The organism is Streptomyces sp. NPDC126503 (assembly GCF_040302405.1).
Taxonomy (GTDB): Bacteria; Actinomycetota; Actinomycetes; order Streptomycetales; family Streptomycetaceae; genus Streptomyces; species Streptomyces gulbargensis.
The window spans coordinates 1-24,239 of record NZ_JBEORS010000014.1; the positions used below are offsets into that span (position 1 = coordinate 1).

Sequence of the window (24,239 nt, forward strand, 5' to 3'; positions counted from 1 at the left end):
CCGGTCCTCCGCGTCCACGGCGTCGACGTGGCCCTCGCGATCTGCGAGGACCTGTGGCAGGAGGGGGGCAGGGTCCCGGCGGCGCGCCCGCGACGGCGAGGGCGGCGGCCGCGAGCGCCAGGAGCGCCGCCGGAAGCACCCGCCCCCGGCGCGGCCCGGCCCGCCCCCCGCCACCGCGCCCGAACCGTGGCCGGCCCCGCCTCCCGCCCCGTACCCGCAGCGGCGCGAAGGCCGGCACCGCGCACGGCGGCGGAACGGACGACGACGAGACGAAGAAGGCGGAGGAGGACCGCGAGGGAGAGGAGGGAGATGAGGGCGGCGGGGGAGCCGAGGACGGCAAGGGCGCGAAGGGTGGGAGGGGAGGGAAGCCGGAGTGGCCGGGGGGAAGAAGCCCGGGCTCCACAGCACGTACGGACATCACGGGGCGCACCGCCTGTTCGGTCGGAGAAGTCGGGACGTGACCGACGCACCGCCCCACACGGGCGGTCCGTCGTCGCCCCTCACTCTCCTTGCCGTGTCCCGCCCCCGCTCCGGCCTGTGGACCGGCCCGCGCCTGTGGAAAACCCCTTCACCCGCACGGGTGAAGGGGGAGCACGCCGAGGGCCCCGTCGCAGGTCGCGACGGGGCCCTCGGCAGGACGGGATCGGCTCAGGCGGCCGAGGTGGAGCTGCTCGCACCGGACGACGACGTCGACGCGGCCGGCTTCGCGTCCGAGGAGGACGAGGCCGACGGGGTCGAGGACGCCGAGCCCGTGGAGGACTTCGACGCGCCGGACGCGGCCGGCGAGCTGCTGGACGAGGCACCACGGCTGTCGTTCCGGTAGAAGCCGGAACCCTTGAAGACGATGCCGACGGCCGAGAACACCTTCTTCAGGCGGCCCTGGCAGCTGGGGCATTCGGTCAGCGCGTCATCGGTGAACTTCTGCACCGCCTCGAGGCCCTCGCCGCACTCGGTGCACTGGTACTGGTAGGTCGGCACGTGTCTTCCTCCTGGCACTCACACTCATCGAGTGCTAACGACGATCCATAGTGACGTATTCCGCCGGTTCAGTCCACCGTCACCGGGACTCGGTGACCGACACCACGTGCCGCGACCCGGCTCGCCTCGCGCGGCCTGAGCCGCGAGCGGAGCGCCAGCAGCGTCACCAGGGCGAGCGCCGTGCCCGCCATCGGCACCAGGAAACCGGTGCTCGCGCCGTGGGCGTCGGCCAGGCGGCCGGCGACCGTGACGGCCGCGGCCTGGCCGAGCGCGACCGCGCCGGTGAGCCAGGTGAAGGCCTCCGTACGGGCCGACGCCGGGATCAGCGTCTCGACGATGGTGTAGCCGGTGATCAGGGCCGGGGCGATGCACAGGCCGACGACCAGGCCGAGCGCGCCCAGCAGCACCACGGAGTGCGCTGTCCACAGCAGGGATGCGGCGGCCGTGAGGCCCGCGTACCCCAGGATCAGGCGGCGGCGGGGGCCCGTCTTCCAGGCGAAGGCGCCCATGGCGATGCCGGCGAGCATGTTGCCCGCGGCGAAGACGCCGTACAGGACGCCGTTGGCGCCGGGGTTGCCGATCTCCTCGGTGAAGGCGGTGAGCGAGACCTGCATGCCGCCGAAGACCGAGCCGATGCCGAGGAAGGCGACGATCAGAACGCGGACGCCGGGGATGGACAGGGCCGAGCGGTGCGGCTCGTCGCCGTGCGCGGCCGCGGCGACCGCCCCGTGGGCGGGCTGGGTGGCGCGCTGGGCGGCGAAGAACAGACCGCCGACGAGGGTGAGGCCGGCCTCGGCGATCAGGCCCGCGGCCGGGTGGACGCCGGTGCACAGGGCGGTGGCGAGGACCGGACCGACGACGAAGGTGAACTCGTCCGTCACCGATTCGAAGGCGGCGGAGGTCTGCATGAGCGGCGTGCCGTCGAGCTTGGCAGCCCAGCGCGCCCGGACCATCGGACCGACCTGCGGCACCGAGGCACCGGCGGGGACGGCGGCCAGGAACAGCGCCCACAGCGGGGCGCCGCCCAGGGCGAGGGCGACGAGCAGGGAGACGGAGGCCGCGTGGACGAGGACGCCCGGGATCAGGACGGCGCGCTGGCCGAAGCGGTCGGCGAACTTGCCGCTCTGCGGCGCGAAGACCGCCATGGAGACGCCGGTGGCGGCGGCGACGGCACCCGCGCTGCCGTACGAGCCGGTGGTGTGCTGGACGAGCAGGACGATGCCGATGGTCAGCATCGCGAACGGCTGCCGGGCGGCGAAGCCGGGGATCAGGAAGGAGAGCGCACCGGGGGTGCGCAGCAGCTGCCCGTAGCCGGGCCGCTTCCCGGAGGAGTTGACCGTGGACGCCACGGTCCTTGCCTTTCTGCCGCCTGGTAGCGCGCCTGGCACGGTGGTGCCGATGTCGCCGAGAGCTGTCCTCTTGCGCGGAACTGCGGTAGATACCGGGCCGGCCCCACTGCGGGGAGGGGCGCCACGGCCGCCATACGGTCGCGCCAGCTCTGCGTCAGGCAGAGTTGGTTCGATCAGGTGTGCCTTCATGGTACAGGGAAGGAGCGTCTTCCCGCCTGCGAAACGCTCCCGCCCCTCTTCCCACGCCTGGTTTTCGTGCCCGAATCCGGGGATGTGCGCCGCTCCCGCCGTGGCGCACATCACGCGCGCCGGAAGGCCCGGCTACCGCGGGCCCCGGGCGTTCCGCTTGCCCTGCCCCGCCTGCGGCGGCTTTCCGCGTCCCGCCTTCGACGGCTTCCTCCGGCGGGTGCCCGGCAGGCGGAAGCGGGTCGGGGTGGTCGTGACCTCGGTCCTGCCGTCGCCGGTGCCGAGCCAGCCGGCCAGCTTGCCGCCCTGTCCGACCGCCCGCAGCCGCCGCTCGGTCGCGTCCCGCACCGGGTCGGTGGCGACCACGAGGAGTTCGTCGCCGTGCCGCAGGACGGTGGTCGGCCCCGGGACGAAGCTGGCCTCCTCCCGTACGACGAGGGTGACGGCGGCCCCGGGCGGGAGGCGCAGTTCGCCGACCTCCACGCCGTGCATGCGCGAGCCGTCCGGGATCGCGACGGAGAGCAGGTGTCCGCGCAGCCGCTCCAGCGGGGCGGACTCGACGCCCAGGTCGGAGGCCCCGGCGTTGTCGCCGAGCTTGAGGGCCTTGGCGAGCCACGGCAGGGTCGGTCCCTGGACGAGGGTGTAGACGACGACGAGGACGAAGACGATGTTGAAGATCCGTTCGCTGCCCTCGATCTGCGCCACCATCGGGATGGTGGCGAGGATGATGGGCACCGCGCCGCGCAGGCCGGCCCAGGACATCAGCGCCTGCTCCTGCCAGGGGATGCGGAAGGGCAGCAGGCTGACCAGCACCTCCATGGGCCGCGCGACCATCGTCAGGACGAGGCCGATGACGACGGCCGGCCAGAAGTCGTTGATCAGCTCGTGTGGGGTGACGAGCAGGCCGAGCAGCACGAACATGCCGATCTGGGCGATCCAGCCGAGCCCCTCCGCGAACCCCCGGTTGGCGGGCGCGTGCGGCAGCTTGGCGTTGCCGAGGACCATCGAGGCGAGGTAGACGGCGAGGAAGCCGGAGCCGTGGGCCAGGGCGCCGGCCGCGTAGGCGACGACGGCGATGGCCATGACGGCGATCGGGTAGAGGCCGGAGGCGGGCAGGGCGACGTGCCGGAGCCCGAAGGCGCCGAGGAAGCCGACGGCGAGGCCGACGGCGACGCCGATGGCCAGTTCGAGGGCGATGGTGCCGACGAGGACGTACCAGTGGTCGACCGGTCCGGCGGTGGAGAAGGCGACGACGAGGATGACGACCGGGGCGTCGTTGAAGCCGGACTCGGCCTCCAGGACGCCGGTGACCCGGGAGGGCAGGGGCACCTTGCGCAGCACGGAGAAGACGGCGGCGGCGTCGGTGGAGGAGACGACGGCGCCGATGATGAGCGCCTGGCGCCACTCCAGGCCGACGAGGTAGTGGGCGCCGGCGGCGGTGATGCCGACGCTGACGGCGACGCCGAGGGTGGAGAGGACGACCGCGGTGGGCAGGGCCGGCCGGATCTCCTTCCACTTCGTGCCGAGGCCGCCCTCGGCGAGGATCACGACGAGGGCCGCGTAGCCGATGACCTGCGTCAGCTCGGCGTTGTCGAAGGCGACGTTGCCGATGCCGTCCTGGCCCATCGCGATGCCGATCCCCAGGTACAGCAGGAGGCTGGGGAGCCCGCTGCGGGAGGAGATCCGTACGGCCGCTACGGCGATGAGCAGCACGAGGGAACAGATGAGCAGGAGTTCGTTGAGCTGGTGGACAGTCAGTGCCGTTCCTTCCCCTCGCGCGCCAGCCGGATCGTTCCTCCAGCGGCCGGTACTTCGTTACCTTACCTAATCTTTAACGTTTTCTTGACGCCGTCTTTGCCTGCCCTCGCTCATCCGTACGGTTCTCTTCCTGACACCGCGTCCGAGGCGCCCGGGGGCTGCGCCTAAGGTTGCTCCCGTACTCCAGGACCACCCTGCCCCTCGAAGGACAGCGATGCCCTCCAACACGACCGCGCCCCCCGCCAAGAAGAAAGGGCGGCGTGCCCGCCTGCTCCTCCTCGTCCTGGTCCTCGCGCTGGTCGCGGGCGTCGGGGCCGGCGGCTACTGGGGTGTGAGCACCGTCCGGGGCTCGTTCCCGCAGACGACGGGCGAGATCCGGCTCGACGCCCTGTCCGGCGACGTCGAGGTCAAGCGGGACGCCAACGGGGTCCCGCAGATCTACGCCGACAACGAGGCGGACCTCTTCCGCGCCCAGGGCTACGTCCAGGCGCAGGACCGCTTCTACGAGATGGACGTCCGCCGGCACATGACCGCGGGCCGCCTCTCCGAGATGTTCGGCGAGAGCCAGGTCGACACGGACGCGTTCCTGCGGACCCTCGGCTGGCGCCGGGTCGCGCAGGAGGAGTACGACAAGCGCCTCTCGCCGGAGACGAAGAAGTATCTCCAGGCGTACGCGGAGGGCGTCAACGCCTATCTCAAGGACCGGGACCCGGCCGACGTCTCCGTCGAGTACGCGGCGCTCTCCTTCTCCCACGACTACACGATCGAACCGTGGACCCCGGTCGACTCGGTGGCCTGGCTCAAGGCGATGGCCTGGGACCTGCGCGGCAACATGCAGGACGAGATCGACCGCTCGCTGCTCACCAGCCGGCTGTCCCCGGCCCAGATCAAGCAGCTGTACCCGGAGTACCCGTACGCCCTGCACCAGCCGATCGTCGACCGGGGCGCCGTCGACGAGTCGACGGGCGCCTTCGACCCGAAGTCCGGCTCCGGCGAGAACGGCGGGTCGGCCTCCGACGGCTCCTCCGAGGACTCCGGTACGGGTACGGGCACGGATTCCGGCATCGGTACGGGCACGGGCACGGGCTCCGACATCGGCACCGGTACGGGCTCCGGCTCCGACGCGCAGTCCGCGCTCGGCGCCCAGTCCCAGCTCGGCGCGCTCTCCGAGGTCCTCGACTCCGTCCCGGCCCTCCTCGGCCCGAACGGCAACGGCATCGGCTCGAACTCCTGGGTCGTCGCCGGGCGCTACACCACCTCCGGCAAGCCGCTCCTCGCCAACGACCCGCACCTCGCGCCCCAGCTCCCGTCCCTCTGGTACCAGATGGGCCTGCACTGCCGCTCCGTCTCGGCCACCTGCCGCTACGACGTCGCCGGCTACACCTTCTCCGGCATGCCCGGCGTGGTCATCGGCCACAACGACTCCATCGCCTGGGGCCTGACCAACCTCGGCGCCGACGTCACCGACCTCTACCTGGAGAAGATCGGCCCGAGCGGCTACCTCGTCGACGGCAAGGTCCGCCCCTTCACCACCCGCGAGGAGACGATCAGGATCGCGGGCGGCGGCAGCCGTACGATCACGGTCCGCTCCACCGGCAACGGACCGCTCGTCTCCGACCGTTCCACCGAGCTGGAGAAGGTCGGCCAGACGGCCCCCGTCGGCAACTCCGCCCCGGACCGCGCCACCGGCTACGGCGTCTCCCTCCGGTGGACCGCGCTGCAGCCCGGCCGCTCCATGGACGCCATCTTCGCGCTCAACCGGGCGAAGGACTTCCCCGAGTTCCGGGCCGCCGCCAAGTTCTTCGAGGTCCCCTCCCAGAACCTGATCTACGCCGACACCGAGGGCAACATCGGCTACCAGGCCCCGGGCCGGATCCCGCAGCGCGCCAAGGGCGACGGCACCCTCCCGGCGCCCGGCTGGGACTCCTCGTACCGCTGGAAGGGCTACATCCCCTTCGAGAAGCTGCCCTACGAGTTCAACCCGGACCGCGGCTACATCGTCACCGCCAACCAGGCCGTGATCGACCCGAAGGCCTATCCGGACCTGCTCACCAAGGACTGGGGCTACGGCGCGCGCAGCCAGCGGATCAACGACCTCATCGAGTCGAAGATCAAGGACGGCGGCAAGATCTCGCCGGACGACATGCGGACCATGCAGACCGACAACCGCAGCCAGATCGCGGCCCTGCTGAACCCGCTCCTGCTGAAGATCGACATCTCCGACCCGTACGTCCGCGAGGCGCAGAAGCTCCTGGAGGGCTGGGACTACACGCAGGAGCCGGACTCGGCCGCCGCCGCCTACTTCAACGCGGTCTGGCGCAACGTCCTCAAGCTGGCCTTCGGCAACAAGCTGCCCAGGGAGGTGCGCGCCGAGGGCGACTGCATCAACGTGATCCCGGCCGACGCCACCGGCCCGGTCGACGAGCAGCGCGAGCCGGTCCGCGAGTGCGGCGAGCGCGACGCGGACTCGGCCCAGCCGGACGGCGGCGACCGCTGGTACGAGGTGGTCCGCCCGCTCCTGAAGCAGGAGAAGAACGACTGGTGGAAGACGCCCGGCAGCCGGACCGACGCGGCCACCGAGACCCGTGACCAGCTGCTCGCCCGGGCCATGAAGGACGCCCGCTGGGAGCTGACCGCCAAGCTCGGCAAGGACGTCTCCACCTGGAGCTGGGGCCGGCTGCACCAGCTCACGCTGGAGAACCAGACCCTCGGCACCGCCGGACCCGGCGTCGTGCGCAAGCTCCTCAACCGCGGCCCGTGGAACCTGGGCGGCGGCGAGGCGGCGGTCGACGCCACCGGATGGAACGCGGCCGGCGGCTACGAGGTCGTCTGGGTGCCGTCGATGCGGATGGTCGTCAACGTCGGCGACTGGGACAAGTCCCGCTGGGTCAACCTGACCGGCGCCTCCGGGCACGCCTTCCACGACCACTACACCGACCAGACGGACACGTGGGCGAGGGGCGAGCTGTACGACTGGCCCTTCGGCAAGGAGGCGGTCGCCGCGGCGGCCAAGGACACGCTGACGCTGAAGCCGTAGGCGCGGCCGGGCGGTCCGGGCCGGGAACCACCGGCCCGGCCGGCCCGGGTCTCGGCCGGCGAGCAGTCAGGCCGCCGGGCCCGCCGGCCGGAAGCGCGTCACCCCTTCGGGGGTGACCACCGCGTGCACGGGGTGGTCGTGGGGTTCCTCCGGGACCCGGACGACCACCTCGTTCGCGTACAGGAGCACCACGAGGGCCGGGTCGGCGCCCGCCCGGGCCAGCCGCGCGAGGACCCGGTCGTACGAGCCGCCGCCCCGGCCGAGCCGCATGCCCCGCCCGTCCACGGCGAGCCCCGGCAGCAGCACGGCGTCGGCGGCGCACACCGCCTCGGGACCGAGCCGGGGGCCGACCGGTTCGAGCAGCCCGCGGCCCGCCTTCGCCAGCGCCCCGGGACCCTCGTACACCGCCCAGTCCAGGTCGTTGTCGGGCAGCAGGACCGGCAGCAGAACCCGGACCCCGCGCTCGCGCAGCGCGTCGAGCAGGGCGCGCGTGCCGGGTTCGCGGCCCACCGACACATAGGCGGCGACGGTGGACGCCCCGGCCAGCTCGGCCAGTTCGAGGCCGTGCTCGGCGAGCGCCGCCGCCGTCCGTCCGAGGGACTCGGGGGGCAGCGCGGCGCGCGCGTCGAGCAGGCGGCGGCGCAACTGGGTCTTCTCGGTCAACTCTGCGGTCATGTCGGCCTCACGTGAACTTCGCGAACCTCTCGTAACTGTCTTTATGTGGAGGAAGTTAATCGGATCCACATCTTCCCCTCATTCCCAACCGTTAAGGTGCACGGCATGACTCAGTCGCTCCCCAGCCTCGGCCGGATCAGCAAGGCTGTCATCCCGGCCGCCGGCCTCGGCACCCGCTTCCTCCCGGCGACCAAGGCGACGCCGAAGGAGATGCTGCCGGTCGTCGACAAGCCGGCGATCCAGTACGTCGTCGAGGAGGCCGTCGCGGCCGGCCTCACCGACGTGCTCATGATCACCGGCCGGAACAAGCGTCCCCTGGAGGACCACTTCGACCGCAACTACGAGCTGGAGGAGGCCCTCAGCCGCAAGGGGGACGACGAACGCCTCTCCAAGGTCCAGGAGTCCAGCGACCTCGCGACCATGCACTACGTGCGCCAGGGCGCCCCGCGCGGCCTCGGCCACGCGGTGCTGTGCGCGGCCCCGCACGTCGGCGACCAGCCGTTCGCGGTGCTCCTCGGCGACGACCTGATCGATCCGCGCGATCCGCTGCTCGCGCGGATGGTGGAGGTCCAGGAGCGGGAGGGCGGCAGTGTGATCGCCCTGATGGAGGTCGAGCCGGCGCAGATCCACCAGTACGGCTGCGCGGCGGTCGAGGCGACGGTCGACTCCGACGTGGTGAAGGTGACGGACCTGGTCGAGAAGCCCGAGCCGCACGAGGCACCCAGCAACTACGCCATCATCGGCCGGTACGTGCTCGACCCGGCCGTCTTCGGGATGCTGCGGGAGACCGAGCCGGGCCGGGGCGGCGAGATCCAGCTGACCGACGCCCTGCAGAAACTGGCCACCGACGAGAAGATCGGCGGTCCGGTCCACGGCGTCGTGTTCAAGGGCCGCCGGTACGACACCGGTGACCGGGGTGACTATCTGCGTGCCATTGTCAGACTCGCGTGCGAGCGTGAAGATCTGGGACCGGACTTCCGGGCCTGGCTCCGGAGATACGTCAGCGAGGAGATGTAGGACCTTGAGCAGCAGCACGGCACCCGCCCACGACCACGGGCACGATCACGGGCACGACGACGGGCAGGGTGCCGCCGACCCGTGCGCCGGCCCGGCGCGCGGGCTGTGGTCGGTGGACGAGCACCTGGCCGACATCCTCGCGACGGTCCGCCCGCTCGAACCGATCGAGCTCCAGCTGCTCGACGCCCAGGGCTGCGTCCTCGTCGAGGACGTGACGGTGCCGGCCGCGCTGCCGCCCTTCGACAACAGCTCCATGGACGGGTACGCGGTCCGGGTCGCCGACGTCGCGGGCGCCACCGAGGAGTTCCCCGCCGTCCTCACGGTGATCGGGGACGTCGCGGCCGGCGCGGGCGGGCTGCCCACCGTCGGCCCCGGCGAGGCCGCCCGCATCATGACCGGTGCCCCGCTGCCCCCCGGCGCCGAGGCCGTCGTCCCGGTCGAGTGGACCGACGGCGGTACGGGCGGGGGCGCGGCCGCCGGGATGCGCTCCGCGCGCACCGCGCCGGAGGGCGCGGGAGGCACGGTCCGGGTGCACCGTTCCGCCGAGGCCCGCGCCCATGTGCGCGCCGCCGGCAGCGACGTGAAGGCGGGGGAGCTCGCGCTCGCGGCCGGCACGGTCCTGGGGCCGCCGCAGATCGGGCTGCTCGCCGCCATCGGCCGGGGCACCGTGAAGGTCCGGCCGCGTCCCCGGGTGGTGGTCGTCTCCACCGGCAGCGAGCTGGTCCAGCCCGGCGAGGAGCTGGGCCCGGGGCAGATCCACGACTCCAACAGCTTCGCCCTCGCGGCGGCGGCGCGGGACGCCGGCGCCCTCGCCTACCGGGTGGGCGCGGTCACCGACGACGCCGACGCGCTGCGCGACATGATCGAGGACCAGCTGATCCGGGCCGACCTGATCGTCACCACGGGGGGCGTCAGCGTCGGGGCGTACGACGTGGTGAAGGAGGCGCTGTCCGCCGACGGCCAGGTCGACTTCCGGAAGCTGGCGATGCAGCCGGGCAAGCCGCAGGGCTTCGGCGCGATCGGCCCGGAGCAGGTGCCGCTCCTCGCGCTGCCGGGCAATCCGGTCTCCTCGTACGTCTCCTTCGAGCTCTTCGTGCGGCCCGCCATCCGGGCCCTGCGGGGTCTTGAGGACCTCCACCGGCCGCGCGTGCGGGCGGAGCTCACCGCCGACGGGCCGCTGACGTCGCCCGCCGGGCGCCGCCAGTTCCTCCGGGGAACGTACGACGCCGAGGCGGGGACCGTCACCCCCATGGGCGGCGCCGGCTCCCACCTGATCGCGGCGCTGGCACGGGCGGACGCCCTGATCGTCGTACCGGAGGAGTCGGAGTCGGTGGCACCGGGCGAGGAGCTGGACGTGGTCCTCCTCGGCTGAGAAGGGGGTGGTGGGGGTACGGTGTCGTCCCACACAGCGACCGGGAGTGTCACGGCCATGAGCACGCAGCAAGGACTCACCCACATCGACGAGGCGGGTGCGGCCCGCATGGTCGACGTCTCCGCGAAGGACGTCACGGCCCGCACCGCGCGGGCCAGCGGACGGGTCCTCGTCTCGCCACGCGTGATCGAGCTGCTGCGCGGCGAGGGCGTCCCGAAGGGCGACGCGCTCGCCACCGCCCGCATCGCCGGGATCATGGGGGCCAAGAAGACCCCCGACCTCATTCCGCTCTGCCACCCGCTGGCCCTCTCGGGCGTCACCCTGGACCTGCGTGTCGCCGACGACGCGGTGGAGATCCTGGCGACGGTCAGGACCACGGACCGTACGGGCGTCGAGATGGAGGCCCTGACGGCGGTGTCGGTGGCGGCCCTGACCGTCGTCGACATGGTGAAGGCGGTCGACAAGGGCGCGGTCATCTCCGACGTGCGGGTGGAGGAGAAGACCGGCGGCAAGTCGGGCGACTGGACGCGGACCGGGACGGAGGGCCGGGCGTGACCCGCGCGGGCCGGGTGACCGGCGCGCACGAGGAGCACGAGGAACCGGCCGCCCCCGGGGAGGCTCCGGCCGCCGCCTATCGGGCCCTGGTGGTGACGGCCTCCAACCGCGCCTCGGCGGGCGTCTACGAGGACAAGGGCGGTCCGCTGATCGCCGAGGGCCTGGCCCGGATGCGGTTCGCCGTGGACGGCCCCCGCGTCGTCCCCGACGGGGCCCCGGTCGAGGCGGCCCTGCGCGAGGGTGTCGCCGCCGGGTACGACGTGATCGTGACCACCGGCGGCACGGGCATCTCGCCCACCGACGCGACCCCCGAGGCCACCCGCCGGGTCCTGGAGCGGGAGATCCCCGGCATCCCGGAGGCCATCCGCGCGTACGGCCGCGAGAAGGTCCCCACGGCCGCGCTCTCCCGGGGCCTCGCCGGTGTCGCGGGCGGCACGCTGATCGTGAACCTGCCCGGTTCGACGGGCGGGGTACGGGACGGGCTCGCCGTCCTGGAGCCGCTGCTGCGGCACGCGGTGGACCAGATCCGGGGCGGCGACCATCCCAGACCGGAGGAAGCGGGCGCGACGTCATGATCCCGTCCTGGCCCGTGGTCCTGGTCGACGGCGACGTGCGCCTGCGCCCGATAAAGATGCGGGACCAGCGGGCCTGGCGCGAGGTGAACCGCCGTAACCGCGAGTGGCTGCGGCCCTGGGAGGCGACCGTACCGCCGCCCGCGCCGGGCGCCCCGGCCGGACGCCGGCCGACGTACCGTCAGATGGTGCGCCATCTGCGGTCGGAGGCGCACGCGGGCCGGATGCTCCCCTTCGTCATCGAGTACCAGGGGCGGCTCGTCGGGCAGTTGACGGTGGCCGGGATCACCTGGGGCTCGATGTGTTCGGGTCACGTGGGCTACTGGGTCGACCGCGAGGTCGCGGGGCGCGGGGTGATGCCGACGGCGGTGGCGCTCGCCGTCGACCACTGCTTCCGTTCGGTCGGGCTGCACCGGATGGAGGTCTGCATCCGTCCGGAGAACGGGCCTTCGCGACGGGTCGTGGAGAAGCTCGGATTTCGCGAGGAGGGTCTGCGTCCGCGCTATCTCCACATCGACGGGGCGTGGCGTGACCACCTGGTCTACGCGTTGACCGCCGAGGAAGTGCCGGAGGGGCTGGTGCGGCGCTGGCACCTGGCACGACGTCAGCATCCCGCACAATAAAATAAGTGTTCGAATTCCGTCGCCAGTTGAACACCAATCGATCTGAACAATCACAAAAAAGTTCAGTGATATCAGCCAGATCGTGCGACACACCGGGCCAATTGGCCGATGCCCGTCTCCGAACCCCTCTACGGTGTGAGACGTGAGCAGCAGCGGCCTCATCTACGCAGTCATCGTCGGGGCCTGGGCCGCCTACCTGGTGCCGATGTGGCTCCGCCGGCAGGACGAGCTGAACGAAGCCCGTCCGACGGAACGCTTCAGCACCGCCATCCGGCTGCTGTCCGGACGGGCGGGCATGGAGCGCCGGTACGCCAAGGAGCTCAGGGAGCGGGACCGGACGGCGGACGGAGCGGTGCCCGACGTGGACCCGGACGCGGTGACCGAGCATCTGAGCTCGGTCGACGTCCGGGCCTTTTCCGCGCCCGCGGCCAGGACCGAAGCGCGCCTGGAACTCCCGGAACCGGCCGGGCCCCCGGAGCCCGCCGAACCCGAACCGGCCCGCGCCCGGCCCGCCCGGTCCCGCCGCGGCGCCGCCGAACGCGCCCGCCGCGGCAGGGTCCTCGCCCGCCGCCGGCGCACCATCACGGTCCTCTTCGTCGCCTTCACCCTCGGCGCGATCGTCGCCGCGGTCGGCGGCGTCACCTTCCTGTGGGCGCCGGGCATCCCGGCGGTGCTGCTGAGCGCGTACATCGTGCACCTGCGCGTCCAGGAGCGCCGCCGCTTCGTGTACGTCATGGACCGGCGCCGCGCGGAGGCCGCCGCCGCCCGCCTCCGCGAGAGCCGCAGGCCCGCGCCCGACCCCGCCCCGGAGGCCGAGGCGGCCCCGGCCCCCTCCGTCTCCCCGCAGGAGGCGGACCGCCGCGCCCTGGTGGAGCAGACGGACCACGCCGAGTGGGTGGACCAGCAGCGCGAGCGCGGCCCCGCCCGCGGCGACAGCTGGGACCCCGTCCCGGTGCCGCTGCCCACGTACGTCACGGCCCCGGTCGCCCCACGCGCGTCGAGCGGCGTGGACATCACGGACCCGGAGACCTGGAGCGCGGCCCGCTCCTCCACCGCGGCAGACCCCACTCCGCCCCCCACCCCGGCCCCGGACCACCGCCCCGCCCCGCCCCGCCGCACCCGCGACCACGGCCGGACCCCCCTCTTCGACCAGTACGCGGACGACGACCGCCCCCGCGCCGCCAACGAGTGACCCCACCCGGCGGAGGCCCCGCGACGGCCCTCCGCTGACCTGCGGCGGAAGCGATTTTTGTTCTCGCCGAGGGGGATGCTAATGTTTCACACGTCGCAAGGGCCTGTGGCGCAGTCTGGTAGCGCACCTCGTTCGCATCGAGGGGGTCTGGGGTTCAAATCCCCACAGGTCCACAGACAGACGGAATCCCGTCCGATCACACGATCGGACGGGATTCCGTCGTTTGCGGACGCGGCCCCCGCCCCTACCGCCGAGAGCGAGCAAGGCCGGGAACTCCTCCCGCGATGTGATCCACGCGGCCGCCACCTGCATGGGGTGCGGGAAGTGAGGTCGGTATGAATCATGAGTCCTACTCCGCTCCCTGGCCCTTCCCGGTCGGGGTGAACCTCGCGCTGAACCCCCGTCACTTCTCCCAGGCCCCGCACGGTTGGGACGTGTCCGTGTCGGCGGTCGAGCTGGCCGGACTGGCGCAGGGGCCCGACGCCGTGAGGGCGCTCGGGGCCCGGCGGGGTTTCCTGGGGGAGACGCCCGCGAACCTGGAGCTCCGCAGGACGCTGGCGGAGCGGCCGGAGCATTTCGGCCGGATCCATCCGATCGTTCTCGGGGCCGACGAGGTGCACGTGCCGGGCCTCGACGCGGCCCGGGGCGGGGCGAGCGCCCTGCATGTGTACGGGGTCGAGTGCATCGACGGGTTCCAGCGGCTGTGCGCCGTCGCGGACGGGCTCGACCGGTGGGGGCCGGCGCACCTGGACCGGGCGACGGTGCGTCTGGAGATCCACTGCGGCCGGGCCCGCGATGTCGCGCGGGACCTGCACGACGCCGCGTACCGGCACGTCAACGTCCCTACGGCGCAGGACGGGCAGTCCGCTCGGGGTCGTACGGGCCGTCCAGGCCTACGAAGCGGCGCGGGCGGCACTGCGGCGGCTGCCCGCGCGGTCACGGGAGCGGGCCGGTCACCTGATCTCGTACGCCCCGGATCTGGTCGCCCGGGAAGCCTGTCGGAAGATCCTGCCCGTGGCCGGGCTGCACGACGAGCAGTCACGCTTCGACTGGCAGGGCAGGATCGAGCGCGACCTGCCCGCCGAGACCGAGCGGACGGCCGCGGACCTCGTCCGGCGGTACGAAACCGTCCACGCCCGCCTCGGGGGCAAGCATTACAAGGGCGAGGTGGAGCGGCTCGACGTCTGGAGGGCGATCCTGGGCGAGGGGTGATCCCTCAGGTCAGGGGCTTCGCGAAGCAGCGGCTGTTGGGGTAGTCGCGGTAGAGGCCGAACTTGGCGCAGGGTTCGTAGCCGCTGGAGGTGTAGAGGGCGATGGCCTCCGGCTGGGCCGTGCCCGTTTCGAGGACCATGCGGGTGCGGCCGGCGGCGCGGGCGTCGGCCTCCAGGGCGGCGAGGATGCGGCGGGCGAGGCCGAGGCCGCGGGCCTCGGGGACCACGTACATGCGCTTGAGTTCGGCGTCGCCGTCCGCGTAGCCCTCGTCGTTCTTGTTCTGGGTGCGCCAGCCGCCGGTGGCGACGGGGCGGTCCAGGGGGTCGTAGGCGAGCAGGTACAGACCGTGCGGGGGAGCGAACATCGAGGGGTCCAGCGGTGTGAGATCGCCCTCGTCGCCGTAGCGGGCGACGTACTCCAGCTGCACCGCGTCGTTGAGTTTGACGGCGTCGGGGTGGTCGAAGGGCAAGGGCTGGATGTTCATACGGTGCATCGTACATGTATGCATCGTCCGGCTGTCGGTATCCTCCCGGGATGCTCACCGTCACGTCCGTGAATGTCAATGGTCTCCGCGCCGCCGCCAAGAAGGGCTTCGCCGAGTGGCTGGCCGGCAGCTCCGCCGACGCCGTCTGCCTCCAGGAGGTCCGCGCCGAGGAGGCCCAGCTGCCCGCGGAGGTCCGGGCGCCCGAGGGCTGGTTCACCGCCCACGCTCCCGCCGCCGCCAAGGGCCGGGCCGGCGTCTCCCTCTACACGCGGCGCGAGCCCGACGCCGTACGCGTCGGCTTCGGCTCGAGCGAGTTCGACGGCAGCGGCCGGTACATCGAGGCCGACCTGCCCGGTGTCACCGTCGCCAGCCTCTACCTGCCGTCCGGCGAGGTCGACACCGAGCGCCAGGACGAGAAGTACCGCTTCATGGACGCCTTCCTGCCCTACCTCAAGGAACTGAAGGAACGGGCCGCCGCCGACGGGCGCGAGGTCGTCGTCTGCGGTGACTGGAACATCGCCCACCGCGAGGCCGACCTCAAGAACTGGCGGGCCAACCGCAAGAACGCCGGCTTCCTCCCCGAGGAGCGCGCCTGGCTGAGCCGCGTCCTCGACGAGGGCGACGGCGGCTACGTGGACGTCGTCCGCGCCCTCCACCCCGACCAGGAGGGCCCCTACAGCTGGTGGTCCTACCGCGGGCGCGCCTTCGACAACGACAGCGGCTGGCGGATCGACCTGATCGTCAGTTCCCCTCGCCTGGCCGAGCGCTGCGTGAAGGCGTACGTGGAGCGGGCGGCGAGCCATGCGGAGCGCTGGAGCGACCACGCGCCCGTGACTGCCGTGTTCGAGATGTAGGAACCGGCGGCGGAAAGCCCCGCCCGGCTGTCTTGCTCGCCGTCGCCGGACGGGGCCGCGTGGGGCGCTAAGCGCGTTTCACGCTGTCGGGCGGGACCAGCCACTCACGACCTCCGCCCTCGGGGCGTAAGAACGCCGTAGGGCGCTTTGGGCGCTCGCTCGGAAGCTGGGCGGGGTCCTCGTAGTCCGGGATCACGTCCCGCAGGATGCCGACCCGTCCCGTGCTGTCCTCCACGCGCTGCCCGATGTCCGCAGGGGTGACCATCAGTGCCCCTCGGGGTGGCGCCGCATGAAGACGTTGCAGTCGCTGACGGTCGTCCAGTCGCCCATGACGCGAGCACGGCCCCGTACGGCGGCCAGCTCAGCGCAACCCGCGCACCCCTCGGCGGGGTCCGGCTCCCGCTCCAGGTCCGGCGGCAGTTCGATCGGCGGGGTGCTGTAGCGCGTGGGCTCACTCATGGCGCGATCGTCCCGCCGGTCATCAGGACGGGGGAACCTCGTACGTTTCCCACTTTGGGACGTCCCTTCGCGTGTAGAACGTCCCTCGGGATGTCCGGCAGTCGAGGAGGCGCAAGTATGCAGAACGAGCGACTTCGAGCCGTCATGGAGGCCGGCGGTTGGACACACGCCGCGCTGGCCGACGTCACGGGCGTCGACCCCAAGTCCGTGGAACGGTGGGTCAACCTCGGGCGCACTCCGCGCAGGGCAACGGCACTGGCGGCAGCGGAAGCGCTCGGAGAAGACGTGCATGCCCTGTGGCCGGCGCTCCGGCAAGCGCGTGCGGCACGCGCCGTGAGCCCCGAACTCGTCGCCTTGTACGGACAACGGGCGGATCTTCCGGTGTCGGTCTTCGTAGATCTCTTCTCCCAGGCACGGCAGCGAATCGACGTGCTGGTGTACGCGGCCGTCTTCCTGCACGAGGCGTACCCCCGCCTCAACGACCTCCTGCGCGAACGGGCCGACGACGGATGCGCGGTCCGCATCGCGGTGGGTGACGCCGACGACCCCAATGTCCAGCAGCGCGGACGGGAAGAGAGATTCGGCTATGGAATCGAATCCCGCTGCCGACTCGCGCGCCTGCACTACCGGCCCCTCGCGGACATACCGGGCATCGAACTGCGCACCCACGGAACGACCCTCTACAACAGTCTGTACCGCGCCGACGATCAGATGCTCGTCAACGCACACGTGTGGGGTGTCAACGCCTACGGTGCGCCCGTGTGGCACCTCCGGCGCCACGGCGACGGGGGCCTGTTCGACACCTATGCGGGGAGCTTCGACGCCGTATGGGAAACGGCCCGTCCCGTGGCAGGCTGAGCGCCGTGGCGCGAACCGAGTACTTCGACGACCCGAACGCCCCCCGGCCGAACAGCCTGGTCGTGGCAGCCTCTGCCGTCGTCACCGACGGGGACGGCCGCGTACTTCTCCAGCGGCGCCGGGACAACGACTTGTGGGCGCTGCCGGGCGGAGCCATGGACATGGACGATTCCCTGCCTGGCGCGGCAGTGCGAGAGGTCAAGGAGGAGACGGGTCTGGACGTCGAAATCACGGGACTCGTCGGCACGTACACCGACCCCCGCCATGTCATCGCCTACAGCGACGGAGAGGTGCGTCGGCAATTCAACGTCTGCTTCAACGCCCGGGTTGTCGGCGGCGCCCTGGCCATCTCCGAGGAGAGCACGGAGCTCCGCTTCGTGGCGCCGGAAGAACTCGACTCGCTTCCCATGCACCACACGCAGCGGCTGCGCATCCGGCACTTCCTGGAGCACCGTGCAACCCCGTACCTGGGATAGAGCCACCGGTCGCGGTGGCGTTACTGCCCCAGCCGACTACGCGCACCGGCCAGCGGTGCATCAGGAGTAGAAGCCGTGGCCGTAGTCCTCCCGCCTCAGAGTGAAGTCGTCCGGACGATCACGACGAAGCTCCTCGTATCGCTGCGCGAAGATGTCGATCGCCTCGTGAAGCGTGCAGTCCGACGCTTCGCGAATCGCCATGAGCGCGGACATGACCCGCTGCACCAGGATGTCGCGGTCTACGGTCTCGGGCAGGTGTTCCATGGGGCCGCGAGCCTACCCGGCATGGATGACCGACTTCTGTGGCACAGGACAACGCCCACAGAAGCACCCTGATCAGCCACGCGATAGATTCCGCTCCCGCACGTGCTGGTCGATGGCGGAAGGGGGGCACCGCCCACCCCTTTCCGCGCAAGCGGACGTGGTTGCGGGTCTCGTCGCCCCACTCCCACGCGAGCAGACTGCGCGCTGCTCCCCGCTCGGCGGCGCGGGGCTGCGATGGCCGGGAGAACCGTCACTCCGTCATCGCTCTGCCGCTGGGAGCGGGAGCCGCGAGCGGTGCTCAGGCTGTCTGCCGCTGCTGTTCTCTCGGCCGGGGAAAGTCGATCGACAGGCGCTCCAGTGCGCGGCCCTTCATGTCCACCGGCCGCCCCCCGCGCTGGCCCTTCGCGCACTCCAGGCGGGTTCCGGTGTCGAGCAGCATGAACCGCCGTTCCCGGGCGTCGGCGATCCTCCAGTAGTCGGCGTAGGTCTTTCCCGTGGGAACCAGTTCCGTGCGTTCCTTCTGCACCGGAGTCGCTTCGAGCACTTCGGCGCGGCCCTCCAGCGCGTCCACTTGCTCCTGCCAGATGGCGAGACCGACACGTGATCGCCTGGAATCGCGAACGGCGTACAGCTCACGGAGCTCGGTGGTGATCTCCTCCAATTCGGGGCGGGGGTCATAGCCGGGGTACGTCACCTGCTCCAGCACGGGGAAGTCTCCCCACTCCCTCAGGAACTCCCGTTCCGCGTACTCCTCCACCCAGTCGGTCTTGATGGCTGCCGGAGCCTCACAGGGAAGTCCCTTGGTGCGGGCCCGGCATACGTAGACCGAGTAGCCGTGTGCGGGGACCCGGTACATGCGACCCTTGCAGGAGGCACAGTGCAGAACACCGAGCAGGAGCGCGCCGGTGTCCTTTCGGGTCCCGGCCGCCCCCTTGGGGCGCTCCCCGAGGGCCGTCTTGATCTCTTCGAACCGGTCTCGCGTCAGGATCGGGTCGGCGGTGATGCTCACCGGCAGGCCGTTGCGGTCCCGGACGACGGAGCCCGCGTAGGTCTGGTGGCCGAGGAGTGACGGGGACAGAAGGACACGCTTGACGGTCTGGCCGACCCACTTGCGTCCCTTCGGGGTCCGCCCCTGCCGGACGTCGTTCCAGTCGCGAGGCGTCAGGATGCCCTCGCTGTTCAGATGGAACGCGATGGCGTTCGGGGCGCTGCCGTCCAGCAGCATCCGGATCATCGTCTCGATGGCTTCGACGCGCTGCGGGTCCTGGGCCAGGGTCCATCCCTCGCCGGCTGGACGCTGCACGGGCATGTATCCGTACGGAGGGAGCCCTCCGGAGTACCGCCCCATGGCCCGAAGCGCCGCATTGGCGCTCGTGACGCGCTCCTTCATGGCCTGGCTCTCCATCTGTGCGGCAAAGGCCAGCAACATGATGATCAATTCGGACATGATCGAGGTCATGTCCAGTTCCAGAGAGCTGCCTCCCGGGCCCTCCGCGAAGACCAGCCGCTTGCCGTGACGCTTCGCCCAGCGCGTCAGCTCGGCCATGTCTCCCATGGAGCGGACGGCGCGGTCGAGCCGCCACCAGATGATGACGTCGAAGTCGTCGGGCCTGGCCAACCAGTTGCCCAGTTCCGGCCGTTCGAACGGGGTCGTCCTGGTGGCGGAGACGTCCAGGTCTTCCGCGTAGCCGACGACCTCAGCGCCGAGGCGTCTGGCCTCCGCCGCGCCGGCTTCCCGCTGGCGCTTGGGTGATGTCGATTCGTCGGTCCGGACGCTCAGACGTACCGCGACGAGTGCCCGCAGCCGTGGGTGATCGTTATCCGTAAGGGTCATGCGAGTCCCCCTCCCGGAGCAAACTGTATCTTCATTTCAATGGGTTGGCAGATCGACTACCAGATCGCCACCCCGGGGCTCGCCGCCAAGGCCGTGAAGGCGTACGTCGAGCGGGCCGCCACCCATGCCGAACGGTGGAGCGACCACGCGCCGGTCACCGCCGTCTACCAGCTCTGACCGGACCGGCGGGCCGCTACGGGTTGTCGCCCCGCAGCTGCCGGTCGAGGGCCATCGACAGTTCCGCCTCGACCACGCTCTTGGCGAGGGGGCGCAGGCGCTGCATGTCGCCGTCGCGGGCGTGGGCGCGGAGGAGTTCGGTGAAGAGGCCCGCGAGGGCCTCGGCGTGTTCGCGGACGCGGGCGCCCGCCTTGAGGACCTCGGCGAGCGGGACGCCCTCGCGGACGAGGGCGGCGGAGACGTCGAGCAGCCGGCGGCTGATGTGGATGAACTCCTCGCCGTCGGTGAGGACGTACCCGAGGTCGAGGGCGGCCGCCAGGTTCTCGGGCGTGACCTCGCCGGCGAAGTGGTCGGCGAGTTCCTCGGGGGTGAGGCGGACCGGTTCCTCCTCGGTGGGCGCCGGGAGGGCGAGGACCTCGCGGACGTTGCGCCCGCTCTCGAAGGCGGCGGTGAGGTCGGCGATGCCGTTGAGGGTGTGGCCGCGTTCCAGGAGGGCGGCGATGGTGCGCAGCCGGGCGAGGTGGTGGTCGTCGTACCAGGCGATGCGGCCCTCGCGGCGGGGTGGCGGGATGAGGCCGCGTTCCCGGTAGAAGCGCAGCGTGCGGACGGTGATGCCGGCCGCGGCGGCCAGCTCCTCCATGCGGTACTCGCGTACGGGGGTGCCCGTCGCGGTCTCCGCCGCCTCGCCCGGTCGGGTGCCTGATCCTTCTGCCACGGACGCCAGCCTATGTTGTACCGCCGGTAACTTTCCCGCGCCGGACCTCTACCGCTCGGTAGGGAGCTGCTCTACAGTCCCGACTGTGCCAGTGATTGCTGGCGGAATCTTGGCCGGGCGCACGGGAGGCGGCATGGCGAAGCACGAGCACGTACGGGTGGCGGTGATCGGATCGGGATTCGGCGGACTCGGGGCCGCCGTCCGGCTGCGCCGCGAGGGGATCACCGACTTCGTCGTCCTGGAGCGGGCCGACTCCGTGGGCGGCGCCTGGCGCGACAACAGCTACCCCGGCTGCGCCTGCGACGTCCCGTCCCACCTCTACTCCTTCTCCTTCGCGCCCAACCCCGACTGGCCCCGCACCTTCTCCGGCCAGCGGCACATCCGGGCCTACCTGGAGCACGTCGCCGACACCTTCGGGCTCCGTCCGCACATCCGCCTCAACCACGAGATGCTCCGCATGGAGTGGGACGCCGGGGCGCTGCGCTGGGAGATCGAGACCAGCGCCGGCCGACTCAGCGCCGATGTCGTCGTCTCCGCCGCCGGACCGCTCTCCGACCCGCAGATCCCCGACATCCCCGGGCTCGCCGACTTCCCCGGCAAGGTCTTCCACTCCGCCCGCTGGGACCACGACTACGACCTGAGCGGCAAGCGCGTCGCCATGATCGGCACCGGCGCCTCGGCCATCCAGATCGTGCCCGAGATCCAGCGCGAGGTCGGCCGGCTGACCCTCTTCCAGCGCACGCCCCCGTGGGTCATGCCGCGCATGGACCGCGCCATCAGCGGCCCCGAGCGCTGGCTGCACCGTACGCTGCCCGCCACGGCCACCCTGCGGCGCGGCATCCTCTGGGGCATCCGCGAACTCCAGGTCGGCGCCTTCACCAAGCACCCCGGCGAACTGGGTCTGGTGGAGAAGCTCGCCAAGGCCAACATCGCCCGCTCCATCAAGGACCCGGAGCTGCGCGCCAAGCTGACCCCCTCGTACCGCATCGGCTGCAAGCGGATCCTGCTCTCCAACACGTACTACCCGGCGCTCGCCCGGCCCAACGTCGACGTCGTCGCCTCCGGGCTGCGCGAGGTCCGCGGCTCGACCGTGGTGGCCGCCGACGGCACCGAGACCGAGGTCGACGCGATCATCTTCGGCACCGGCTTCCACGTCACCGACATCCCGATCGCCGAGCGCGTGATCGGCGCCGAGGGGCACAGCCTCGCCGAGTCCTGGAAGGACGGCGTGCAGGTGCTGCGCGGCGCCACCGCGAGCGGTTTCCCCAATCTCATGATGATCATCGGCCCCAACACGGGCCTCGGGAACTCCTCGATGATCCTCATGATCGAGTCCCAGCTGAACTACATGGCCGACTACCTGCGCCGGCTCCACGGCCTCGGCGGACGCGCCGCCCTCGCCGTCCGGCCCTCCGCCGTCGGCGCCTGGAACCGCAAGGTCCAGTCCCGCATGGAGCGGACCGTGTGGAAGTCCGGCGGCTGCAACAGCTGGTACCTCGACGCGAGCGGCCGCAACACCACCCTGTGGCCCGGCACGACCGCCGAGTTCCGCCGCGAGACCCGCCGGGTCGACCTCTCCGAGTACGAGGTGGTCCGCGCGCCCGAGCCCCTGAACCCGGCCGGGACCCCGGCCGCCCGCACGAAGGAGACGGCCAAGTGACGCTCCGCCGCATGCCGGTACCCCGCGAACTGACCGCCGTCTCCGCCGACGGGGCCCGGATCCACGTCGAGGTGTACGGCCCCGAGGGCGCCCCCGCCGTCGTCCTCGCCCACGGCTGGACCTGCTCCATCGCCTTCTGGGCGGAGCAGATACGCGCGCTCGCCACCGACCACCGGGTCATCGCCTACGACCAGCGCGGCCACGGCCGCTCGCCGCTGCCCGGGCCCACCGGGCAGGGTTACTCGACCACGTTCCTCGCCGACGACCTGGAGGCGGTGCTCGCCGCCACCCTCGGCCCCGGTGAACGGGCCGTCCTCGCCGGGCACTCCATGGGCGGCATGACCCTCATGGCCGCCGCCGGGCGGCCGGGCCTGCGGCAGCACGCCGCCGCCGTGCTGCTCTGCTCGACCGGGCCCTCGCGGCTGACCGCCGAGGCCACCGTCCTCCCCCTGCGGCCGGGCGGTCTGCGGACCCGGCTGACCAAGGCGGTGCTCGGCTCCAAGGCGCCGCTCGGACCGGTCACGCCCCTCTCGAAGAAGATCCTCAAGTACGCCACGATGGGCCCCGGTTCGGCGCCCGACCGGGTGGACACCTGCGCCCGGATCGTCCACGCCTGCCCGCGCCCCGCCCGGTACGGCTGGTCGCAGGTCCTGGGCGGCCTCGATCTCCGGGCCGGACTCGCGGACCTGCGGCTTCCGGTGGCGGTGCTCGTCGGCACCGCCGACCGGCTCACCCCGGCCGCCCACTCCCGGGCGATGGCGCAGGCGCTGCCGCACTGCACGGGCCTGGTCGAACTGGCCGGCGTGGGCCACATGACGCCGGTGGAGGCACCCGAGGCCGTCACCGCGCAGATCCGTGAACTGACCCTCACCTACCTGGGGGCGAAGGAGGAGGCAGAGGCATGAGCAGGGTGAGCCTGGAAGGACAGGTGGCGGTCGTCACCGGAGGTGCCCGCGGCGTCGGCGAGCTCCTCGCCCGCAAACTCTCCGCGCGCGGCGCGAAGATCGCGCTGGTCGGCCTGGAGCCGGAGCTGCTCAAGGAGGTGGCGGGGCGGCTGCACACCGAGGCCGACTGGTGGCACGCCGACGTCACCGACCACGAGTCCATGGCCCGGGTCGCGGCCGAGGTGAAGGAACGGTTCGGGAAGGTCGACATCGTCGTCGCCAACGCCGGTGTCGCGGCGGGCGGTCCGTTCGCCGACTCCGACCCGGTCGCCTGGCGCCGGGTGATCGAGGTCAATCTCATCGGCGGCGCCGTCACGGGCCGGGCCTTCCTGCCCGTCCTGATGGAGTCCCGCGGGTACTTCCTCCAGATCGCCTCGCTCGCCGCGATCACGCCGGCCCCGATGATGACGGCGTACTGCGCCTCCAAGTCGGGCGTGGAGGCCTTCGCGCACAGCCTGCGCGCCGAAGTGGCCTACAAGGGCGTGAAGGTGGGCGTCGGGTACCTCTCCTGGACCGACACGGACATGGTGCGGGGCGCCGACCAGGACGACGTGATGAAGGAGCTGCGGCAGCGGCTGCCGTGGCCGGCGAACCGCACGTACCCCCTCGGCCCCGCCGTGGACCGGATCGTGGCGGGCATCGAGCGGCGCTCGGCCCACGTGTACGCCCAGTGGTGGCTGCGCGGGATGCAGTCGGTGCGCGGTTACCTGCCGGGCCTGATCGCCACCGTCGGCCGCCGCGAGGTGGAGCGCTTCGAGCCACGGCTCGGCACCGTCTCCAAGGGCCTGGTCGGCGCGGGCGGCGCGGCCGACGAGGCGGCACGGGCGGAACGGGCCTGAGGGGAGGGGCCCGGCCCGCGGAGGCCCGGGCCCCTGTCCGTTACGTACCGTAATGCTCCGACATGCGAAGTGTGTTCGCCCGTGCGAGGCTGGTCGTGCCCCCGGGGCCAACGGGCCCCGTCCCCCCTCACACCCTTCTAGGAGTGAAC

Annotated in this window: 23 protein-coding genes, 1 tRNA gene and 1 pseudogene; 16 read left to right on the forward strand and 9 right to left on the reverse strand. The window is 72.0% G+C overall.

Going from position 1 to position 24,239, the window contains the following annotated elements:
* Positions 1-648 precede the first annotated feature (648 nt).
* The 3 genes from ABTY40_RS19040 to ABTY40_RS19050 all read right to left on the reverse strand — a co-directional run bounded on the left by ABTY40_RS19040 (position 649) and on the right by ABTY40_RS19050 (position 4,226).
* Positions 649-978 (reverse strand): FmdB family zinc ribbon protein, encoded by a 330-nt coding sequence (locus tag ABTY40_RS19040; protein WP_352060570.1) that lies wholly within the window; start codon positions 976-978, stop codon positions 649-651.
* A gap of 68 nt (positions 979-1,046) precedes the next feature.
* Complete coding sequence (locus ABTY40_RS19045) at positions 1,047-2,327, reverse strand: MFS transporter (RefSeq protein ID WP_352060571.1); 1,281 nt, start codon at positions 2,325-2,327, stop codon at positions 1,047-1,049.
* A gap of 321 nt (positions 2,328-2,648) precedes the next feature.
* Positions 2,649-4,226, reverse strand: a complete 1,578-nt coding sequence (locus ABTY40_RS19050) for a potassium/proton antiporter (RefSeq protein ID WP_352060572.1) — start codon at positions 4,224-4,226, stop codon at positions 2,649-2,651.
* Between the two features lie 259 nt (positions 4,227-4,485).
* On the opposite strand from ABTY40_RS19050, the gene ABTY40_RS19055 reads away from it, so the two are divergent.
* Complete coding sequence (locus ABTY40_RS19055; protein ID WP_352060573.1) at positions 4,486-7,308, forward strand: penicillin acylase family protein; 2,823 nt, start codon at positions 4,486-4,488, stop codon at positions 7,306-7,308.
* A 66-nt stretch (positions 7,309-7,374) separates the two neighbouring features.
* Here ABTY40_RS19055 and ABTY40_RS19060 read toward each other — a convergent pair whose 3' ends face one another.
* A complete protein-coding gene (locus ABTY40_RS19060; protein WP_352060574.1) occupies positions 7,375-7,983 on the reverse strand; it encodes a 5-formyltetrahydrofolate cyclo-ligase in 609 nt (202 codons plus the stop codon).
* Between the two features lie 105 nt (positions 7,984-8,088).
* On the opposite strand from ABTY40_RS19060, the gene galU reads away from it, so the two are divergent.
* From galU to ABTY40_RS19100, 8 genes are all read left to right on the forward strand, one after another.
* Positions 8,089-9,000 (forward strand): UTP--glucose-1-phosphate uridylyltransferase GalU, encoded by a 912-nt coding sequence (gene galU, locus ABTY40_RS19065; protein WP_345285385.1) that lies wholly within the window; start codon positions 8,089-8,091, stop codon positions 8,998-9,000.
* Positions 9,001-9,103: 103 nt separating this feature from the next.
* A complete protein-coding gene (gene glp, locus ABTY40_RS19070) occupies positions 9,104-10,372 on the forward strand; it encodes a molybdotransferase-like divisome protein Glp (RefSeq protein ID WP_352060697.1) in 1,269 nt (422 codons plus the stop codon).
* A 57-nt stretch (positions 10,373-10,429) separates the two neighbouring features.
* Positions 10,430-10,927, forward strand: coding sequence for a cyclic pyranopterin monophosphate synthase MoaC (moaC, locus tag ABTY40_RS19075; protein WP_352060575.1), 498 nt, complete (start codon positions 10,430-10,432; stop codon positions 10,925-10,927).
* A gap of 14 nt (positions 10,928-10,941) precedes the next feature.
* Positions 10,942-11,502 (forward strand): MogA/MoaB family molybdenum cofactor biosynthesis protein, encoded by a 561-nt coding sequence (locus tag ABTY40_RS19080; protein WP_502990626.1) that lies wholly within the window; start codon positions 10,942-10,944, stop codon positions 11,500-11,502.
* Positions 11,499-12,122, forward strand: coding sequence for a GNAT family N-acetyltransferase (locus ABTY40_RS19085; protein WP_352060576.1), 624 nt, complete (start codon positions 11,499-11,501; stop codon positions 12,120-12,122). Before ABTY40_RS19080 ends, ABTY40_RS19085 begins: the two co-directional genes overlap by 4 nt.
* Positions 12,123-12,264: 142 nt before the next feature.
* Positions 12,265-13,314 (forward strand): divisome protein SepX/GlpR, encoded by a 1,050-nt coding sequence (sepX, locus tag ABTY40_RS19090; RefSeq protein WP_352060577.1) that lies wholly within the window; start codon positions 12,265-12,267, stop codon positions 13,312-13,314.
* Between the two features lie 99 nt (positions 13,315-13,413).
* A tRNA-Ala gene (locus ABTY40_RS19095) sits at positions 13,414-13,487 on the forward strand.
* A gap of 841 nt (positions 13,488-14,328) precedes the next feature.
* Positions 14,329-14,526, forward strand: a complete 198-nt coding sequence (locus ABTY40_RS19100; protein WP_352060578.1) for a hypothetical protein — start codon at positions 14,329-14,331, stop codon at positions 14,524-14,526.
* A 4-nt stretch (positions 14,527-14,530) separates the two neighbouring features.
* Here ABTY40_RS19100 and ABTY40_RS19105 read toward each other — a convergent pair whose 3' ends face one another.
* A complete protein-coding gene (locus ABTY40_RS19105) occupies positions 14,531-15,010 on the reverse strand; it encodes a GNAT family N-acetyltransferase (protein ID WP_352060579.1) in 480 nt (159 codons plus the stop codon).
* A gap of 50 nt (positions 15,011-15,060) precedes the next feature.
* Between ABTY40_RS19105 and ABTY40_RS19110 the strand changes: the two genes are divergently transcribed.
* Positions 15,061-15,864, forward strand: coding sequence for an exodeoxyribonuclease III (locus ABTY40_RS19110; RefSeq protein ID WP_352060580.1), 804 nt, complete (start codon positions 15,061-15,063; stop codon positions 15,862-15,864).
* A gap of 264 nt (positions 15,865-16,128) precedes the next feature.
* Here ABTY40_RS19110 and ABTY40_RS19115 read toward each other — a convergent pair whose 3' ends face one another.
* Positions 16,129-16,323, reverse strand: a complete 195-nt coding sequence (locus ABTY40_RS19115; protein ID WP_352060581.1) for a hypothetical protein — start codon at positions 16,321-16,323, stop codon at positions 16,129-16,131.
* 117 nt (positions 16,324-16,440) lie between these two features.
* Between ABTY40_RS19115 and ABTY40_RS19120 the strand changes: the two genes are divergently transcribed.
* Together ABTY40_RS19120 and ABTY40_RS19125 are read left to right on the forward strand one after the other, a co-directional pair.
* Entirely contained in the window at positions 16,441-17,181 is a 741-nt protein-coding gene (locus ABTY40_RS19120; RefSeq protein WP_352060582.1) for a helix-turn-helix domain-containing protein, read from the forward strand.
* A 5-nt stretch (positions 17,182-17,186) separates the two neighbouring features.
* Positions 17,187-17,657, forward strand: coding sequence for an NUDIX hydrolase (locus ABTY40_RS19125; protein ID WP_352060583.1), 471 nt, complete (start codon positions 17,187-17,189; stop codon positions 17,655-17,657).
* Between the two features lie 60 nt (positions 17,658-17,717).
* On the opposite strand, the gene ABTY40_RS19130 is transcribed toward ABTY40_RS19125, so the two are convergent.
* Complete coding sequence (locus tag ABTY40_RS19130) at positions 17,718-17,921, reverse strand: hypothetical protein (protein WP_352060584.1); 204 nt, start codon at positions 17,919-17,921, stop codon at positions 17,718-17,720.
* A 298-nt stretch (positions 17,922-18,219) separates the two neighbouring features.
* The gene (locus ABTY40_RS19135) at positions 18,220-19,755 is read right to left on the reverse strand and encodes a recombinase family protein (protein WP_352060585.1); all 1,536 of its coding nucleotides are present in this window, start codon (positions 19,753-19,755) and stop codon (positions 18,220-18,222) included.
* A gap of 42 nt (positions 19,756-19,797) precedes the next feature.
* Between ABTY40_RS19135 and ABTY40_RS19140 the strand changes: the two are divergent.
* Positions 19,798-19,932: pseudogene (locus ABTY40_RS19140) on the forward strand (exodeoxyribonuclease III); the annotation flags it as partial.
* Positions 19,933-19,948: 16 nt separating this feature from the next.
* Here ABTY40_RS19140 and ABTY40_RS19145 read toward each other — a convergent pair.
* Positions 19,949-20,572, reverse strand: a complete 624-nt coding sequence (locus tag ABTY40_RS19145; protein ID WP_352060698.1) for a MerR family transcriptional regulator — start codon at positions 20,570-20,572, stop codon at positions 19,949-19,951.
* A 208-nt stretch (positions 20,573-20,780) separates the two neighbouring features.
* Here ABTY40_RS19145 and ABTY40_RS19150 point away from each other — a divergent pair, with 208 nt between their 5' ends.
* From ABTY40_RS19150 to ABTY40_RS19160, 3 genes are read left to right on the forward strand one after another with little or no spacing between them, the layout of a single operon-like run.
* Positions 20,781-22,307, forward strand: a complete 1,527-nt coding sequence (locus tag ABTY40_RS19150; RefSeq protein ID WP_352060586.1) for a flavin-containing monooxygenase — start codon at positions 20,781-20,783, stop codon at positions 22,305-22,307.
* Between the two features lie 11 nt (positions 22,308-22,318).
* Positions 22,319-23,212, forward strand: coding sequence for an alpha/beta fold hydrolase (locus tag ABTY40_RS19155; protein ID WP_352060587.1), 894 nt, complete (start codon positions 22,319-22,321; stop codon positions 23,210-23,212).
* Complete coding sequence (locus ABTY40_RS19160) at positions 23,209-24,090, forward strand: SDR family oxidoreductase (protein WP_352060588.1); 882 nt, start codon at positions 23,209-23,211, stop codon at positions 24,088-24,090. Before ABTY40_RS19155 ends, ABTY40_RS19160 begins: the two co-directional genes overlap by 4 nt.
* Positions 24,091-24,239: the final 149 nt, after the last annotated feature.

Bases quoted from the DNA above. Each gene is read 5' to 3' on its own strand.
- ABTY40_RS19055 (WP_352060573.1), top strand. From the start codon at position 4,486: ATGCCCTCCAACACGACCGCGCCCCCCGCCAAGAAGAAAGGGCGGCGT.
- ABTY40_RS19060 (WP_352060574.1), bottom strand. From the start codon at position 7,983: ATGACCGCAGAGTTGACCGAGAAGACCCAGTTGCGCCGCCGCCTGCTC.
- ABTY40_RS19105 (WP_352060579.1), bottom strand. From the start codon at position 15,010: ATGAACATCCAGCCCTTGCCCTTCGACCACCCCGACGCCGTCAAACTC.
- ABTY40_RS19120 (WP_352060582.1), top strand. From the start codon at position 16,441: ATGCAGAACGAGCGACTTCGAGCCGTCATGGAGGCCGGCGGTTGGACA.
- ABTY40_RS19160 (WP_352060588.1), top strand. From the start codon at position 23,209: ATGAGCAGGGTGAGCCTGGAAGGACAGGTGGCGGTCGTCACCGGAGGT.
- ABTY40_RS19150 (WP_352060586.1), top strand. From the start codon at position 20,781: ATGGCGAAGCACGAGCACGTACGGGTGGCGGTGATCGGATCGGGATTC.
- ABTY40_RS19135 (WP_352060585.1), bottom strand. From the start codon at position 19,755: ATGACCCTTACGGATAACGATCACCCACGGCTGCGGGCACTCGTCGCG.
- ABTY40_RS19145 (WP_352060698.1), bottom strand. From the start codon at position 20,572: ATGGAGGAGCTGGCCGCCGCGGCCGGCATCACCGTCCGCACGCTGCGC.
- ABTY40_RS19115 (WP_352060581.1), bottom strand. From the start codon at position 16,323: ATGAGTGAGCCCACGCGCTACAGCACCCCGCCGATCGAACTGCCGCCG.
- ABTY40_RS19110 (WP_352060580.1), top strand. From the start codon at position 15,061: ATGCTCACCGTCACGTCCGTGAATGTCAATGGTCTCCGCGCCGCCGCC.
- moaC (WP_352060575.1), top strand. From the start codon at position 10,430: ATGAGCACGCAGCAAGGACTCACCCACATCGACGAGGCGGGTGCGGCC.
- ABTY40_RS19130 (WP_352060584.1), bottom strand. From the start codon at position 17,921: ATGGAACACCTGCCCGAGACCGTAGACCGCGACATCCTGGTGCAGCGG.
- ABTY40_RS19155 (WP_352060587.1), top strand. From the start codon at position 22,319: ATGCCGGTACCCCGCGAACTGACCGCCGTCTCCGCCGACGGGGCCCGG.
- galU (WP_345285385.1), top strand. From the start codon at position 8,089: ATGACTCAGTCGCTCCCCAGCCTCGGCCGGATCAGCAAGGCTGTCATC.
- ABTY40_RS19085 (WP_352060576.1), top strand. From the start codon at position 11,499: ATGATCCCGTCCTGGCCCGTGGTCCTGGTCGACGGCGACGTGCGCCTG.